This is a genomic window from Chitinophaga cymbidii (assembly GCF_007992715.1).
Taxonomy (GTDB): domain Bacteria; phylum Bacteroidota; class Bacteroidia; order Chitinophagales; family Chitinophagaceae; genus Chitinophaga; species Chitinophaga cymbidii.
In genome coordinates this window covers 612,199-627,806 of sequence record NZ_BKAU01000002.1, presented here as the reverse complement: position 1 = coordinate 627,806, position 15,608 = coordinate 612,199, and the positions used below count along the sequence as shown (strand labels likewise).

12 protein-coding genes are annotated in these 15,608 nt (G+C 50.9%); 5 read left to right on the top strand and 7 right to left on the bottom strand.

Translation table 11 applies throughout. The features are described from left to right. Positions 1 to 17 precede the first annotated feature (17 nt). Complete coding sequence (locus CCY01nite_RS13795; RefSeq protein ID WP_146862548.1) at positions 18 to 3,323, bottom strand: SusC/RagA family TonB-linked outer membrane protein; 3,306 nt, start codon at positions 3,321 to 3,323, stop codon at positions 18 to 20. Between the two features lie 790 nt (positions 3,324 to 4,113). Further along, positions 4,114 to 5,145 carry a LacI family DNA-binding transcriptional regulator gene (locus CCY01nite_RS13790; protein WP_146862545.1) on the bottom strand — a complete coding sequence of 344 codons (1,032 nt, stop codon included), beginning with the start codon at positions 5,143 to 5,145 and terminating at the stop codon, positions 4,114 to 4,116. 302 nt (positions 5,146 to 5,447) lie between these two features. On the opposite strand from CCY01nite_RS13790, the gene CCY01nite_RS13785 reads away from it, so the two are divergent. The 4 genes from CCY01nite_RS13785 to CCY01nite_RS13770 all read left to right on the top strand — a co-directional run bounded on the left by CCY01nite_RS13785 (position 5,448) and on the right by CCY01nite_RS13770 (position 8,730). Continuing rightward, positions 5,448 to 6,323, top strand: a complete 876-nt coding sequence (locus CCY01nite_RS13785) for an AraC family transcriptional regulator (protein ID WP_146862542.1) — start codon at positions 5,448 to 5,450, stop codon at positions 6,321 to 6,323. A 223-nt stretch (positions 6,324 to 6,546) separates the two neighbouring features. Continuing rightward, positions 6,547 to 7,416 carry an SPFH domain-containing protein gene (locus CCY01nite_RS13780; RefSeq protein ID WP_146862539.1) on the top strand — a complete coding sequence of 290 codons (870 nt, stop codon included), beginning with the start codon at positions 6,547 to 6,549 and terminating at the stop codon, positions 7,414 to 7,416. A gap of 46 nt (positions 7,417 to 7,462) precedes the next feature. Further along, positions 7,463 to 7,648 (top strand): type II toxin-antitoxin system antitoxin, encoded by a 186-nt coding sequence (locus tag CCY01nite_RS13775; RefSeq protein WP_146862536.1) that lies wholly within the window; start codon positions 7,463 to 7,465, stop codon positions 7,646 to 7,648. A 347-nt stretch (positions 7,649 to 7,995) separates the two neighbouring features. After that, positions 7,996 to 8,730, top strand: a complete 735-nt coding sequence (locus tag CCY01nite_RS13770; RefSeq protein WP_146862533.1) for an SMI1/KNR4 family protein — start codon at positions 7,996 to 7,998, stop codon at positions 8,728 to 8,730. 10 nt (positions 8,731 to 8,740) lie between these two features. On the opposite strand, the gene CCY01nite_RS13765 is transcribed toward CCY01nite_RS13770, so the two are convergent. Together CCY01nite_RS13765 and CCY01nite_RS13760 are read right to left on the bottom strand one after the other, a co-directional pair. Next, positions 8,741 to 11,056, bottom strand: a complete 2,316-nt coding sequence (locus CCY01nite_RS13765) for a M1 family metallopeptidase (protein WP_186831045.1) — start codon at positions 11,054 to 11,056, stop codon at positions 8,741 to 8,743. A 19-nt stretch (positions 11,057 to 11,075) separates the two neighbouring features. After that, positions 11,076 to 11,648, bottom strand: a complete 573-nt coding sequence (locus CCY01nite_RS13760) for a HupE/UreJ family protein (protein WP_146862530.1) — start codon at positions 11,646 to 11,648, stop codon at positions 11,076 to 11,078. A gap of 46 nt (positions 11,649 to 11,694) precedes the next feature. Between CCY01nite_RS13760 and CCY01nite_RS13755 the strand changes: the two genes are divergently transcribed. Then, entirely contained in the window at positions 11,695 to 12,183 is a 489-nt protein-coding gene (locus tag CCY01nite_RS13755; protein ID WP_146862527.1) for a DUF6702 family protein, read from the top strand. A 30-nt stretch (positions 12,184 to 12,213) separates the two neighbouring features. Here CCY01nite_RS13755 and flxY read toward each other — a convergent pair whose 3' ends face one another. Genes flxY through CCY01nite_RS13740 form a run of 3 tightly spaced genes read right to left on the bottom strand, consistent with a single transcriptional unit; the run spans position 12,214 to position 15,607 of the window. Next, positions 12,214 to 13,503 carry a flexirubin biosynthesis putative acyl-CoA ligase FlxY gene (flxY, locus tag CCY01nite_RS13750; RefSeq protein WP_146862524.1) on the bottom strand — a complete coding sequence of 430 codons (1,290 nt, stop codon included), beginning with the start codon at positions 13,501 to 13,503 and terminating at the stop codon, positions 12,214 to 12,216. A 9-nt stretch (positions 13,504 to 13,512) separates the two neighbouring features. Next, the gene (acpS, locus tag CCY01nite_RS13745; protein ID WP_146862521.1) at positions 13,513 to 13,884 is read right to left on the bottom strand and encodes a holo-ACP synthase; all 372 of its coding nucleotides are present in this window, start codon (positions 13,882 to 13,884) and stop codon (positions 13,513 to 13,515) included. A gap of 46 nt (positions 13,885 to 13,930) precedes the next feature. Continuing rightward, on the bottom strand, positions 13,931 to 15,607 hold the full coding sequence (locus CCY01nite_RS13740) for a C45 family peptidase (protein WP_146862518.1): 1,677 nt from the start codon (positions 15,605 to 15,607) through the stop codon (positions 13,931 to 13,933). Between the last annotated feature and the right edge of the window lies 1 nt (position 15,608).

Genomic DNA, 15,608 nt, shown 5'->3' with positions numbered 1-15,608 from the left:
TTTGTGCTGAATGAGGATTAGAAATTGGCCCTTACCATAACGCCCATGGTCCTGGTGCTTGGGTTCGTTCCGGCATTGGTCAATGTCTGATGCCATCTTGAACCGGCCGTGGTCTGTTCAGCATCCAGGTCTTTCAATGTGCGGTAGAGGTAGAAGAGGTTCCTGCCGAAAACAGACAGCTGAAGCCGCTTCGCCCCGATCTTGCCCGCAATGGCGGTCGGGAAATTATAGCTTAGTGAAAGCTCCCTCATTTTCACGTAAGAGTTCTTCTGGATATACAGCTCGTAACGGGATTTGCTGTATTGCGGGCCACCCCAGTTGTAAGTGTTCCAGTAGTAGTATGCCTGCGAGATCACGTTGGTGTTCGTCTGGCCGTCGTTCGTCACACCTTCCATCAGCATGCCGTCGTTGAATACCTGCTCGCCATTGGGGCCTTTGGGCTGATCGGTGAGGATGCCTTTGCCGCCTGCGTCCCGGTAATAGCTGAGGCCGCCGTGCGCTTTGTCCATATAGTTCAGGCTTTCTTCCAGCAGGCCGCGGCTGATCATCCAGTTAATGCCGGTAGGCATCACATATCCGCCGAGGCGGTAATCCAGTACAACTTCCAGGGCAAGGGATTTGTAGGTGAATGTATTGATGAACCCGCCTACTACTTTCGGCATGGCATTCCCTACTTTCACCATTTTTTCATCCAGCTTGTACAGTCCGTCCGGGTCCACGATTGGATTTCCGTTGTCGTCCCTTGCGATGGGATGCGCATAAAAATCACCCATCGGCTGGCCTACTTTGGAGATCAGCTGTGCGGCATTACCATCGTAATCCGCGTGCAGCAATTCATCTGAACCGGTAGCCAGCTTTTCCACTGTATTCCTGTTCAAAGCGAAGTTGAGGTTGACATCCCATCTCATATCCTTTGATTTTACAGGAGCACCTTTCAATCCCACTTCAATTCCGCGGTTGCGAAGGGTGCCAATGTTGGTCAATACCGAGGTTGCGCCGGATGATGAAGGAATGGTCAGCGGCAATATCTGATCAACGATCCTGGCGTTATAATACGATACGTCCAGCCCTATCCTGTTGTTAACAAAGCTCATTTCCAGGCCGAACTCATATTCTTTTTTCACTTCCGCCCTGATGCCATCATTACCGAATGAAGAGGGGATCGTGGTATAGATAACAGGCTGACCACCTGATTTCTGCACACCGAGCGTATTCTGGGTATAGGCAATATTGGCCTGATAGCGGTCCGGATAGTTACCCACCATGCCCCAGGAACCACGCACTTTACCGTAGCTGATGAAGGCCGGCATTTTCCACGCATCGGAGAAAACAAAGCTACCGTTTACAGACGGGTACAGGAAGCTGTTCTCGCTCGGATGCATGGTAGAAGTGCGGTCGCTGCGGAGTGTAGCTTCCAGGAACAGGTATTCCTTGAAAGAGAGATTGGCAGTGCCGATAAAAGCATCTCTTACGACGGAATAACGTGTAGCACTCCCGCCAGGTGTATTGACGGAGGCTGCTACATCAAACCAGTTCTCCACACTGAGGCCGCCGTTGGTTTCCCTGGCCACCGTGGAACCGGTTTCCTTGGTAGCAGTATAACCGCCCATCACGTTCAGCTCCAGGTCAGAAGAAAGCTTCCTATTGTAAGTCAGCAGCACGTCTCCGTACAGGATTGCATTTTCATAGTTGGAGATTTTGAAGAAGCCCGAATTGCCGAATGCCAACGGTATCTCTGTGGACTGGCGACTTTCCGTTTTCATGGAAGTGAAGTCCGTAGCGAGCCTTGCCCTAAGTTTAAGATCGCGGACAATTTGCCAGTTATTCGTCAGGCTGGCGATTACACGGTTGCTCAATTCTTCTTCGTTGTGTTCCTTCACCCTCCAGATATATTCTCCAATATCACCTCTGAACCCTGGATGGATGATATTTTCATCCGGCGTGAGACTTTGTTCTGTACCAGTCCTGTAGCGGTACCCTTTGCTGGTCTTGTAATTGTCTAAGTACCAGTCCGCGTTGTCGAACCGACCGATCATACCCGTGAAGTTGTTGATCATCCGGTCTACAGAATACGGACGGTTCTTGGTTCGCTGGTTGATGAAATTCACCAGCAGGTCTACATTCACTTTGTTGCCTAACCGCAGGCTGCTGTTCAGGTTAGCGATGTTCTTGGAGTTATCCGCTCCAAGGCTCACGCCCTGGTTATCCTGGCGGGTGAGTGAGAGCCGGACATTACTGTTGTCGCTGGCTTGGGAAACAGCAACCGTTGCGGCAGAGTTATTCGCTGTGCGGAACAATCCTTTGTAATTATCTTTCTGCGCTTCGTAGGGGATCACGCGCCCGTCCCAGGCCAGCGTGGGCTTTCCATCGAACGGTGCGCCGAAGTTGATCGTAAAGTTGGGAAGACCGCGTGTTTCATTTGTACCATCACCATCCAGGTCAAAATACACGAAGCCTTCCGCATCCTGACCGCCGTTGCTCACATGTATGGGAGCGCCGGGCCCTCTTACATTTTGATAACGTGGCAGGAACGCCACCTGGTCAAAGTTGTAGTTGGCGTTAAAGTCCACACTGAACCCTTTTGCTTTTTTAGTGGTTACGAGCAACACGCCGTTCACCGCTTCGGAGCCGTACAATGCTGCGGCAGGAGCGCCTTTCAGCACGGAGATGCTTTCAATATCTTCCGGGTTGAGGTCCAGCAGGCCGTTGCCCCTAAGACGCTGGTCACCCCAGTAGTCATTGTTTTTTACTTCGCCATCACGAATAGGTACACCGTCCAGCACGATCAGCGGCTGGCTTTTGCCGGTGATGGAGTTAATGCCTCGGACAGTAATATTGGCTGCGCTGGTGGCCCCGCCGGGGGTAGCGCCGATGCGGACGCCGGGCGCTTTACCATATAACGCCGTCGCGAAATTGGGAGAAGCCGTTTTTGTAAGGTCTTCCCCTTTTACGGTGCTTACCGCATATCCCAGCGCTTTCTGCTGCCGGGTAATGCCGAAAGATGTTACCACCACTTCCTGCAGATCGCCCGCGGAAGGTTCCAACAGAATGGTCAGATCATCGCCGCTGGCGGTCAGGGATTTTGATTTATAACCGATGAAAGAAACTACCAGGGTTGCATTGGGAGGTACTTTCATGCTGAAGCGGCCGTCCTCTCCCGTAAGCGTTGCGTTGGTCGTTCCCTTTTCAACGACGGTAGCGCCGATCAGCCCTTCACCCGTTTCGTCCCGTACCACGCCCCTGATTGTTTTTTTCTCCTGCGCCATCAACATGGTACTGCATGCGAACAAGCACAGAAGCACTAATAGTAGTGATCTTTTCATTGTTATCTGATTTAAGAATTGAAATAAACTAAGCTGTTGAATGATACATGTACGCAACGTCACAGCACAGCGGTGCCTGTACCGGGAGTGGCGGATGCACAGGCCCGATAGCATGAGTTGATCCTGCTTTACATGTCTGAATAATTCACTGGTACAGCCACAGCCTACATACGGGAATTGCACAAGAGATCGTGCGCGACCCTGTAAGCCGGACTGATGCTGATTCTGGTTGAGTGTTTACGTTTTGCTGAATGTTTTTTTGTTAAAAAATCTGTTTCGATTTTTTTGCTGAGAACGTCGTTAGATTTGGAAAAAACAGTCGACTGAAGTTGAAGTGTTAGTTAGACTTAAGTTTAGTTTACATGAATTGCTGAATAATGCTACCTCGATTTAATTGCGTTTACGTTTTTGTCAGATTAAAAAATGATCCCGGTTGCTGATTGCCGGCCTACGTGAAATTCCTTCTCAATTTAGTCCTGCACATCGTCTAAAAGTGAGGGCCTGCGACTATTTGGCCCGGCGGCGAACTACTGCCGATCCTGTTTGCATATCGTTAGGTATAATTAATAATCTTTGCTCACTGAAATGTTTACCTGTCGGAAAAGAACCGCTGCGGATTCCTGATGTTCTAATGCCGGTTCAAAAATTCACTGTTCGATTTTGGCTCATAATCACAATTCAAACATAGCCAACTTTTTGTTAAAAAACAAAACCTCGGGCAGCTTTTTTTAAAAAATGTAGAAACTTTTTAAAAAATGATAAAAGTAGACCGACTTACTGCAAAATAATATTACCGGGCAAGGGTTGCTTTTCCGCAGGACTCCCGTTTGAGCAGCGTTGCGGGCAGGATGACCTGGTTGATCTGGCTGACGTTGCCGTTCAGTTCGCCCATCAGCACCTGGATGAGGTTCCGGGCAATGTCGTTGATCGGTTGGGCTACGCAGGTGATGCCGGGCGTATGCAGCCGGAAAAGATCGTGATCGTCGAAGCTGATCACGGCTACGTCCTCTCCTATCTTCAGGCCCAGTTCCTTGATGCTTTCAATGCCGTAGATGCCGAGATAGTTGGTGCTGAAGAATATCGCGTCCAGGTCGGGAATGCCTTTGATAAAGGATTTGATCTGTTCCAGCGCTTCTTCCTTGGTAGCGGTGAAGGGGATCTTTTTCAGCATTTTCCGGGGAAAGCTGGCGTTATGCGCTTTCATGGCGGCGGTGAAGCCGTTGAGGCGCTCCTTCATCTGTATCTGTTCGGAAGTGGTGGTGACCAGCGCAATCTTTCCATAACCGAGGTTGAGCAGGTATTCGGCGGCGTCAAAAGCGCCCTGGAAGTTGTTCACCATTACATAATTGGTGGGGATCTGCGGAAGATAACGGTCCATCAGCACCATGGGCTTGCGGGCGTTCTTGAGGGACTCGATCTCTTTGTCGAGATTCGGTGTAGGCGTGATGATATAGCCGTCTACCTGCCGGTATTCCAGCACTTCCAGCAATCCTTTCGCTTTGGTGAGATCGTCTTCCGTGCTGCCGTACAGCACTTTGTATCCGAATTTGTCCGCTTCTTCCTCCACGATCTTTGCTACGTTGGCGAAGAAGTGGTTGGCGATGTCTTCCACGATAAGGCCGATCGTTTTGGTCTTGCCGGTTCGTAATCCCCTGGCGAGCTGGTTGGGCTTGTATTTCAGCTTGCTGGCCAGCTTGAGTATTTTCTTGCTGACCTGGTCGCTGATCCTTTTTTCTTTTGCTTTGCCGTTCAGTACGAATGACACGGTGGTTGGTGAAACACCGGCTTGCTTCGCGATATCTTTAATGGATACTCCTTTCATATTGTGGTTCGAGGGTCGTGCTAAAGCTTAATCGATTTAGCAAACGACAAGGTACATAAAATATCATAAATCTGAAAGAAATCCTGCCGGAACGCCTTCGCACAGTGCGTTTGCGCGAAAAATAGCCACCGGCAAGAGCTTAAACGGGATTTGCTAAAATTATGCTAAAACTTTGAGAATTCGGTCAAGATATTTATTCCGACTTGTACTTTTTTAACATAAATTTGATAATTTGGCAAAATAGAATTTAAAATGGCAGACGTTCAGCCAGCTTTTTCATAGGACTAAAACAATAAGGAAGCATGAAACCCATTCTTATTAAAGTGGGGGCCTTTGCCGACAACCAGATCACCATTATTGAGCGATGCGATCCTTTTTTTAATACACCTTTCCATTTCCATCCCGAATGCGAGCTGGTGTATGTTACCGAGAGTCATGGCAAACGAATTGTTGGAGACAGCATTGAAAGCTTTGATGTAGGCGACATGGTGTTCCTGGGGCCTAATATCCCGCATGTATGGTACAATGATGAAGCGTATCATCATCACAACGAAGCGCTGAAGGCGCGTTCCGTTGTTATCTATTTTCCGAAAGATATTTTCGGCGACAAATTTTATGGTCTTCCCGAAACCAAAGCGCTCTCCGATCTCTTTCACCGTGCGCAGCGCGGCATGAAGGTCATCGGCGACACGCAGGAAAAGCTGAAGGAAGAAATTCTCGAGCTTCCCAAAAAAGAGGGACTGGAAAGGATCATTTCGCTGCTGAACATTCTCAAGACCTTGTCCGAGACCAAAGACTGCTACTACCTTGCCAGCACCGGGTATTCACATGCCTACAATGTAAAGGACAATCACAAGATCGACGAGGTATTCAAATATGTGATGAACAATTTCTCCAAGGAGATCTCCCTGCAGGACGTGGCGGGCATTACCAACCTTTCGCCGCAGTCATTCTGCCGGTTCTTTAAAAACCGTACGAAGAAATCCTTTGTACAGTTCCTCAACGAGGTGCGCATCGGGCATGCCTGCAAGCGCCTGACGGAAGAGGACTGGTCTATTGCGGAGATCGCTTATTCCTGCGGGTTCAAGAATCTGTCCAACTTCAACCGCTTCTTTAAAGAGATCGTTGGGAAAACGCCGAAGGAGTACAAGAATGAATTACGATTGAAAGAAAACTGATCTGACAGTCTTCAATAATAACCGGAAGCCGGCCCTCCCACGGGCTGGCTTTTTTTTATGGTTCCCGCGATTTAATCGTTTCCCCCGATCCGGCATTAGTACCGGCGGCGCCGGCATGTTTCTGTGTGTATGGGTTTTTCGCTTTAAAAAAAATATGTTTTGAAATCCCGAAAAGAAAATTATATTTGATATCAAATTGATATCAAATTAAAATATCCCCATTATGGAAAAGATAATCAGGCCGATGTCCGGCTACCTCGCTTTTGTATTATCCATTCTCAGTTTTTTTGGCGGCATTTACGCCGTGGTGCAGGCTTCGCGGTATGACAGCGGGGGGTGGACGGTCCTCGCCATCCTTCTTGCCATTGCGTTCATTTTTATTTCCAAAGGCATCATGATCGTGAACCCCAACCATTCCCGCGTGCTTACTTTCTTCGGCAAGTACGTAGGCACGGTAAAGCAGAACGGGCTGCTGTGGGTGAACCCTTTGTACCGTTCGCAAAACATCTCGCTGCGCGCGCATAACCTGAACGGACAAACGCTGAAGGTGAACGACAAAATGGGCAATCCCATCGAGATCGCTGCGGTGATCGTATGGCAGGTAAACGACACGTACAAGGCGGCGTTTGAAGTAGAAGGATTTCAGCAATATGTACAGGTGCAGAGCGAAGCGGCAGTCCGCCATCTCGCCACCAGTTGTCCGTATGACCGGATGGAAGACGAAACAGCGGAGATCACGCTGCGCGATGGCGGGGAGAAAGTGAATGAGCTGCTGGAACAGGAGCTGAACGAGCGGCTCTTCGCTGCGGGCATTATGGTGCGGGAAGCGCGCATCAGCCACCTGGCCTATGCTCCTGAAATTGCGGGCGCCATGCTCCAGCGCCAGCAGGCCACCGCTATCGTGGCGGCGCGCAGCAAGATCGTGGAAGGTGCGGTAGGCATGGTAGAAATGGCACTGGAACAATTATCGCGCAAGCAGATCGTAACGCTGGATGAGGAACGCAAGGCGGCCATGGTGAGCAACCTGATGGTGGTGCTTTGCGGTGAGAAAGCGGCAACGCCCGTGTTGAATACGGGATCATTGTACCAGTAAACGATCACCGGAAATCAGAAAAAATAATCTATATCAATAAACGTTCATGGCTGCGAAAGAAAAAAAATCATTTGTGTTGCGGATAGACGGCGCTACTTACGATGCGTTGGAGCGGTGGGCGGCCGATGAGTTCAGAAGCGTGAACGGACAGATGGAATGGATCGTGGCGAAGGCGCTGAAGGAAGCGGGGAGGGTGCCGAAGGGGAAGGATAAGAAGGATGAGAAAAAATAGCGTTGTTCGATCAAACAGAGGTACAAAATAAGAATGGTTAAACATACTTATTTATTAGGTACTTCAAAACAAGAGTATTTAATTGTTCTTATTTCCCTTATTGGGGGCACAATAAGGGTGGATAATGTACTTAATCCGGGGTTCTTGATGTTTCCGGGCTTTTTGAAAGTTTTTAGGGAGATTTTAGTGCTTTTCAGGATTAAAACAAGGGGTTTCTAAGGGATATGAAGTACTTCGGAGGCGGTAAAAAGGGGTTCGTAAAGAGAAGAAAGTACTTCGGAAGTGATAAATAAGGGATTGAAAGTATAAAAGATGCCTGTATTTACTTATTACCTAAACCTAATGATATGACTGCACTTGAAACACTCAAATCCATCCTTCCGGAAGTATACATTTCCGAAGACGAAGATGAATATCAAATTGAGCTAAAACCGGGTTTGACAGATCAGCAAATTGAAACACTCGCCCGGCAATTTCCAACGGGACGAATACCAGACGATATTCGCGAGCTTTTAAAATTCTCCGCCGGATTTGAGTTTTTCGGGCTTGATGGAATAACGTTTGACGGAATCGGGCAATTCGGTTTCGAAACGATTTTCCCTGTTTCCATTCAACTGGCCGGAGACGGATATGGAAATTTCTGGGTTTTGGATATCGACAAGAATGGAACATGGGGACGTGTCTTTTATGTATGCCACGATCCTGCGGTTGTAGTCAGGCACTCCGACAACCTGGCTCAATTCATCGGGCACATACACGAGTTCGGAAAGCGCGGCAGTAACTCTCACCTCGATATTATCCACGAAAACAACGTAATAAAAGTATGGAGAAAAGATACTTGCCTTATTGATATTGAAACGGCCAGACAATCGGCAGATATAGTGTTGAAGAATTTTGCACAATCACTACCTGATGGTTTTGTAGTAGCTGACCTGCGTAACAAGCCTAATGGGAGCGGCTTTTCCTGGGGAAAACCCGGGATGAACGTTGACAAAACAGTCAAGCATGCAACGGAACTGATATGGGGAATAGAAAAGCCCTATAAAAAAGGGCTTTTCTCAAGATTATTCAGATGGAAATAGGTTTGCAATGCTATTGCCTGGCCCGCTGCATCGGGTTCCCACCACTGGAAGTCCCCCGCGCCGGCGCCTGCATCCTGAACAGCTCAAACTTTGATGGCACCGCCTGCCGCGGCCAGGAGTTATTCAGCTCATCAATGTCCGCGGTTTCCCTGTAGGGGTCCAGCCGGATGGACGCCACCTCTTTATCTTTGGCAAATACTTTCGTTACCATGTTCTCATTATGCCGCCAGATGTAAGCGGAAATACGGTCTACTTCCTTGGTACCGTCTGCATACGTCCATTCAATGATCAGCGGCATCACGTTACCGCCAACATTGGAGAAAGTCAGCTCGTAGAAATTCTTTTTGCTTTCATATAAACGTTTCTCTTCGGGCGTCAGCGATGCCTGCAGCTTCTTGTAGGCGTCTGTCTGGTCGGGGGTTACCGCGTAGCGGTCCCATTTGTTGTAGAAATCCTGCAGGCTGGTATCCTGCTCTACCGCGAACTTTACGCCTGCGGCTTTGTTGCGTTCCTGCGCAATATGTTGGCTGCTTTGCCCGGCGGCGCTTTGTGCTGCGGGGTTTTCAACAGCCGGATTTTTAGAATCCATCCGGTACCATTTCACGCTGTCCAGCGAAATATCCACCGGCTCCGTGCCAAAGAACCACCCGCGCCAGAACCAGTCCAGGTCCACCGCAGAAGCATCTTCCATGGTGCGGAAGAGGTCTGAAGGAGTGGGATGTTTGAAGGCCCAGCGGCGCGCATATTCCTTGAATGCATAATCGAACAGCTCGCGGCCCATGACCGTTTCGCGCAGGATGTTCAGCGCGGTGGCGGGCTTCGCATAAGCATTCGGACCGAACTGCACGATGTTCTCCGAATTGCTCATGACGGGTTCCAGCAGGTCTTTCGGCATTCGCATGTAGTCGGTGATCAGATGCGCGGGGCCGCGGCGGGAAGGATAATTATTGTCCCACTCCTGCTCTGCCAGGAACTGACAGAAGGTATTCAGCCCCTCGTCCATCCAGGTCCACTGCCGCTCGTCGGAGTTCACGATCATGGGAAAGAAGTTATGCCCTACTTCATGGATGATCACGCTGATCATGCCGTATTTGGTGGCTTCCGAGTAGGTGCCGTCTTTCTCCGCGCGGCCGTAGTTAAAGCAGATCATCGGGTATTCCATGCCGTTCGCGGCTTCTACGGAGATAGCCACGGGATAAGGATATACGATGGTATGTTTGGAATATACTTTCAGCGTGTGCGCTACCACTTTAGTGGAATACCGGCGGTACAGCGGATAGGCTTCCGGGCCGTAATAGCTCATCGCCATTACCTTTTTGCCTTCCACATTGGTAGCCATGGCATCCCAAACGAGGCGGCGGGAAGAAGTCCATGCAAAGTCGCGCACGTTCTCCGCTTCGAATACCCATGTTTTTTTGCCGGAGGCTTTTGATTGCATAGCGTTTTGCGCTTCCGCCAGCGTCACCACTTCCACCGGTTCGTTCGCGTTCTGCGCCTGCTGCCAGCGCTGGAACTGCGCGGGCGTCAGCACCTCTTTATAGTTGCGGCATTCGCCGGTACCGCCTACAACGTGGTCCGCGGGCACGGTCATCTTCACTTTAAAATTGCCGAAGGTGAGCGCGAACTCTCCCCTGCCGGTGAACTGTTTGTTCTGCCAGCCCTGGAAGTCCGAATACACGGCCAGGCGCGGATACCACTGCGCCATGGTGTAAAGCGCGTTGCCATCTTCAGGGAAAAACTCATATCCGCCGCGGCCGCCGAGCGTCATGCGGTTGGGGATCTTGTACCACCAGTCCACATGAAACCTGATCTTCTCACCGGGCATCAGTGTTTTAGGCAGATCGATCCGCATCATGGTCTGATTGATGGTATAGGGCAGCGCTTTGCCGGAAGCATCGGTCACTTTCACGATGTTCACGCCATGTCCCTGCTCCATGCCGAGCAGGCTATTGACCTGGCGGGTGCTCATCCGGTCGTTCATTTTGCTGTCGTTAAAGCTGTTGTTATCGCTTTTCGGATCATGTTCATTTTCATCCAGCTGCAGCCAGATATAAGTTAACGGATCGGGGGAATTGTTATAATAGGTGATCGCTTCCGAGCCGGTCAGGCGTTGCTGCTGCTCGTCCAGTTCCGCGGAAATATCATAGTCCGCCCGTTGCTGCCAGTACTTCGGTCCCGGCACGCCGGAAGCGGAGCGGTAGATATTCGGATCTGCGAGCAGGTAACCCAGCTGCTCAAAACGGTTCCCGTGATTGGAGCCGGGATTCTGCCCCTGCGCCAGCATTGGAGCCGCTGCAAACAGGAAAAGCAAAATTTTGTTCCTCATAATCGATTCAGATTTTTATTTATATTCTATCGATGCACATCATAAAAGCAATACCAAAAATGGCGGCAGACACGAACTTCGTCCATTCCCGCCTGTTGACGCCTGCTACCCGTACGATCAGCTGCGCAAGCAGGAGGATGACCAGCACGATCAATATCTGCCCGAATTCCAGCCCGAGGTTGAACGCCAGCAAAGGCTCCACGACGTCCGCTTGCGAACCGAGCATGCTTTTCAGGTAATTGGAAAAGCCCATGCCATGTATCAGCCCGAAGAACAGCGCGAAAAAGTAATTGAGCCGCATGCCGGCGGGTTCGTCGGATTTTCTGAAAACGTTACCCAGTGCGGTAATTACGATGGTAACCGGGATCAGGAATTCGATGAGCGCCGAAGGTACTTTGATAATATTCAATACACTCAATGCCAGTGTGATGGAATGCCCGACGGTAAACGCCGTTACCAGCACCAGCACTTTCTTCCAGTCTTTCAGCAAGTAAATGGCGCACAGCGCAAAAACAAATAATATATGATCGTATCCGTTTAAATCGACGATATGTTGCCAGCCTTCCTGAAAATACAAGCCGAATTCCTGCATGGAATAGATTTTTGTAACTTCGTAAATATAAAATTTTAGCGGGCAAATGGGTGTATTTTTATGTAAATGGTTACTGCCGGTGTGGATGAGCGCTGTTCACCCGTTCTATCTGAGCGTTACGGAGATCCGCTATAATGGCCAGCGGCAGGCGCTGGAAGTAAGCTGCCGCATCTTTTCGGACGACCTGGAAAATGCGTTGAAGAAGTACAATCATGTAACGTTGGACATTATCCGGCCAAAAGACCGTCCCGCCGCGGACTCCATGGTATCCCGGTATATCCGGCAGCATTTGCATATCAAAGCCGACGGAAAACCCCTCTCCCTCCAATACCTCGGCTACCGCATCGAGGACGATGCCACTTGGTGCTTCCTCGAAGTGCCGGCGCTAAAACCGCTGAAGCAGCTAGACCTGCAAAATGATATCCTCTATGCGGAGCACGACACGCAAAGCCACATGATCCACGTCATCGTGCAGGACAAACGGCAAAGCACCAAGCTGGACAATCCAAAGGCTGAAGCGAGTTTCCGGTTCTAGTCCGCTGCTCCCAAAGAGCAACCTTTTGGGCTACCGGTTATCCAAAAACTTCACCGGCTTCCTGCTCCCCTCCGGGAACTGCATCTTCAATATCTCCTGCACGCTGCCGTATTTCACCTGCGGTATCACCCGCAATTTCGCCTGCAGGTAGGATTTGATCCTCCTGTCGATATCCTCCGATTCCTCCACCGGCGCTACATGCAGCAATATTTCATCCGTGCCGATCTCGTTGGAGAACACCTCCACCACGAACTCCTTCACTTCTTCCATATCGCTCAGCAGGTCGTACAGCGCGGGCGGGTACAGTGTGGTGCCTTTGTATTTGATCATTTGTTTGCGGCGGCCTATGACGGGGGACAAACGCTGGGTCTGCCGGCCGCAGGAACAGGGTTCTTCGTAGTACTGGCAGATGTCGCCGGTCTTGTAACGCAGCAGGGGCATGGCTTCCACGCCTAAGGTGGTGATGGTCACCTCGCCGGGCGTGCCGGGCGGTACAGGCTGGTCCTGCTCGTCCAGCAGCTCCACGATCAGCAGTTCGGGGTGGTGATGGCCACCCTGACCGGCTTTGCATTCCGTGAAGGCGGTTTGCATTTCGGTGGATGCATAGGTGGAGAACAGTTGTATATTCCATTTATCGGCGATCTTTTTGCCGAGGAGGTTCAGCGAAAAATCCACGTTGCGGATGTTCTCGCCGATGCAAACGGCTTTTTTTACTGAAGAGGCATTGATATCGATCTGATGCTCTTCCGCGAAAGCGATCAGTTTGAGTATAAAAGAAGGTACGGCCACGATGACGGTCGGCTGAATGCGGCGGATGTTCTCCCATTGCAGGGAAGGCACCCCCGGCCCCACGCGCAGCACGCCCGCGCCGAGCTTCCGGATACCGGAATAATACGCCATGCCGGCCATGAACTGCCGGTCCAGCGTAAGCATCAGCTGGTAGATATCTTCATCCGTGCCGCCGGCGCAGGAGAAGGAAATATATTCATTGTACGTGAGGCGGTCGAGGTCCTTTACCGTCAAAGGAATGATCACCGGCTTGCCCAGCGTGCCGGAAGTGGTGGTATATTCCGCGATCTTGCTTTTGTGCACACACAGAAAATCCCAGTTCCGCTGCTGCAGGTCTTCCTTGCTGACGGTCGGGATGCGGCTGAGGTCTTCGATGCCGCGGATCTCGTCCGTATTCACTTTATGCAACGCGAACCATTCCCTGTAAAACGGTGAGAACTGCCGCAGATAGCCCAGCAGATGCCGCAGCTCCTTTGCCTGGAATTGCCGGATAGCGGCGGGGGATTGCAATTCGATGTCTGGTATGTACATAATATCTGGTTACAGGATCACCACGGTGGCCATGGCGACGGATTTCACATGCGAAAGGGAAACGAGCACCGAGGCTATCTGGCGTTGCGACAGCAGCTGCCGGGCTTTACCAAGCAGGTATATCTCCGGTTTGCCGGCTTCGTTGTTGCGGATCTCTATTTCGTGGAACTCCGCGCCGCTGCCGGCCCACCCGGTGCCGAGGGCTTTGAGGAACGCTTCCTTCGCCGCAAACCGCGCCGCGTAGCTTTCGTACTTGCTGGCCTGCTTTTCACAATAGGCGATCTCCGCCGGCGAAAACACCAGCTCCCGGAAGCCCTGCCCTTTCTCGATGCTGCCGGCTATGCGGTCTACTTCAACGATGTCAGTTCCGATGCCTTTCATGCGTATTCAATTTTCAAATGCATCTTCGATCTGCGCGTACGAAGCTTCACAACTCCTCCTCACACTGCGCGATCCGTTTTATTACATGATCCTTCTCCGCTTTCGTCGCGATCTCCTTCGTCAATGCCTGCTCGTAATATGTTTTAGCCTGCCGGTAATTCTCCTGTTTGTAACAGTAATCGCCGGCCAGCACATAAGCGTGGTAATACTGCGGGTTGTCCGCGATCATGCGCTCCACGTCCACCGGGCGTTTCTCCGCAAAAGCGGCCTTCCACGCCCTGAAATCCCTGAACTTCCGGTATTCATCGGTCTGCAGAAAAGTATCCGCCGGAATGATGTTCGCGCTGTCGTATATCTCGCGATCTGTCTGCAAGCCGTTCATCGAAAAGACCTTGTTCAGGTCGTACGACACAAACGCTCCCAGTTGCCAAGGCGCGGTAGACACCCATACTTTCAGCTTTTTTGGTTCGAAAACGATGGAGTGATGCGCGATCAGCTGGTTGATGGCTTTCTCGTTGCCCATCCCGATGTCCGCGCCATGCAAACCTTTCTGGTCACGGAGGATCGCCACGGTTTTCTCCACGGTGTTCTTTCCGTTCTGTTCCAGCAATTCCTGCAGGCGGGCGTAGCGGTATGGCGATGCGCTTTCCGCCAGCTGTTGCTTGTTCGCTTCCGAAGCGCCGAGGGTCTTGCCCTGGAAGTGGTTGGCGCAGGATATCTCGTTGCTCCGGGGATCGTAGAGGTCCAGCGTTTCCGGCGTTTTCTCGATGAGCGCCGCGCGGTTGTCCAACGCGGAGCCGATCAGGAAAGATTCGGACACGAACATCTTCCTTTTCTTCGCAATATCGTACGCTTCCTGTATGTTCTTTGCGTATTGCAGTATTTCCCGCGCCACGAGCGACACCGGCGTGGCCGAGCCGGAAGGCATGTCCGTTTTCGCGGCATTGATCGTGACGGTCAGGCCCTGGTCGTTCATGCCGGACACAACGCCGGTAAATCCCGCCCAGGTCACCATCATGAAACGGTAGCCTTTGTCCGGCTTATAAAAAGCAATGATCTTGTCTTCCGCAAATTTATCCCCCACATAAAAATCAAAATTACGCCCGATGATCAGGTTACTGTCCGCCGAACGATCGTTCCAGGTGCCGAAAGACGTACAGCCCACCAGCGCCATGCTTTGCAGGGCGTGACCAATATCGTGCGCGGCATGATAATTCATGATGCGCTGGTAATTGGTGCCGATGAAATCATATTTATCCGATGCGGCGAAGGATACGCCGTAGATCTCTTCCTTGAACTCCTGCGGCACGTTCTCCGCGAGGTGGCGGTTGAACCAGCCGATGAAATACTTCAGGAAGTGCTGGTAACTTTTAGAGGGGATCATCTTGCCGATCTGTTCCGTAAAATGGTCCTCCTGCCGCTGTACCAGCTCCTGCGTCAATTTTCCATATACCACGCCCCTTTCAAAAGGTTTTCCTTCCACATACAATTCATACAGGCCGCTGCGGCTTTTACGGAACCAGTTGTTCTTCAATGTAAAAGCGGTACTATCCAGCTGGGTGCGTTTCCATTGCAGGCTGCGCTGGTCGGCTATTTTCGGCGGCTGCATCCTGGCTACGCTGTACAGATAGATGAACAGGCCGATGATCAGCAGTATAAAAAAGCCGGTCAGGTATAAAAAGCCTTTCCATATTCCTCTCCAGATTTTCTTTACGAATGCCATA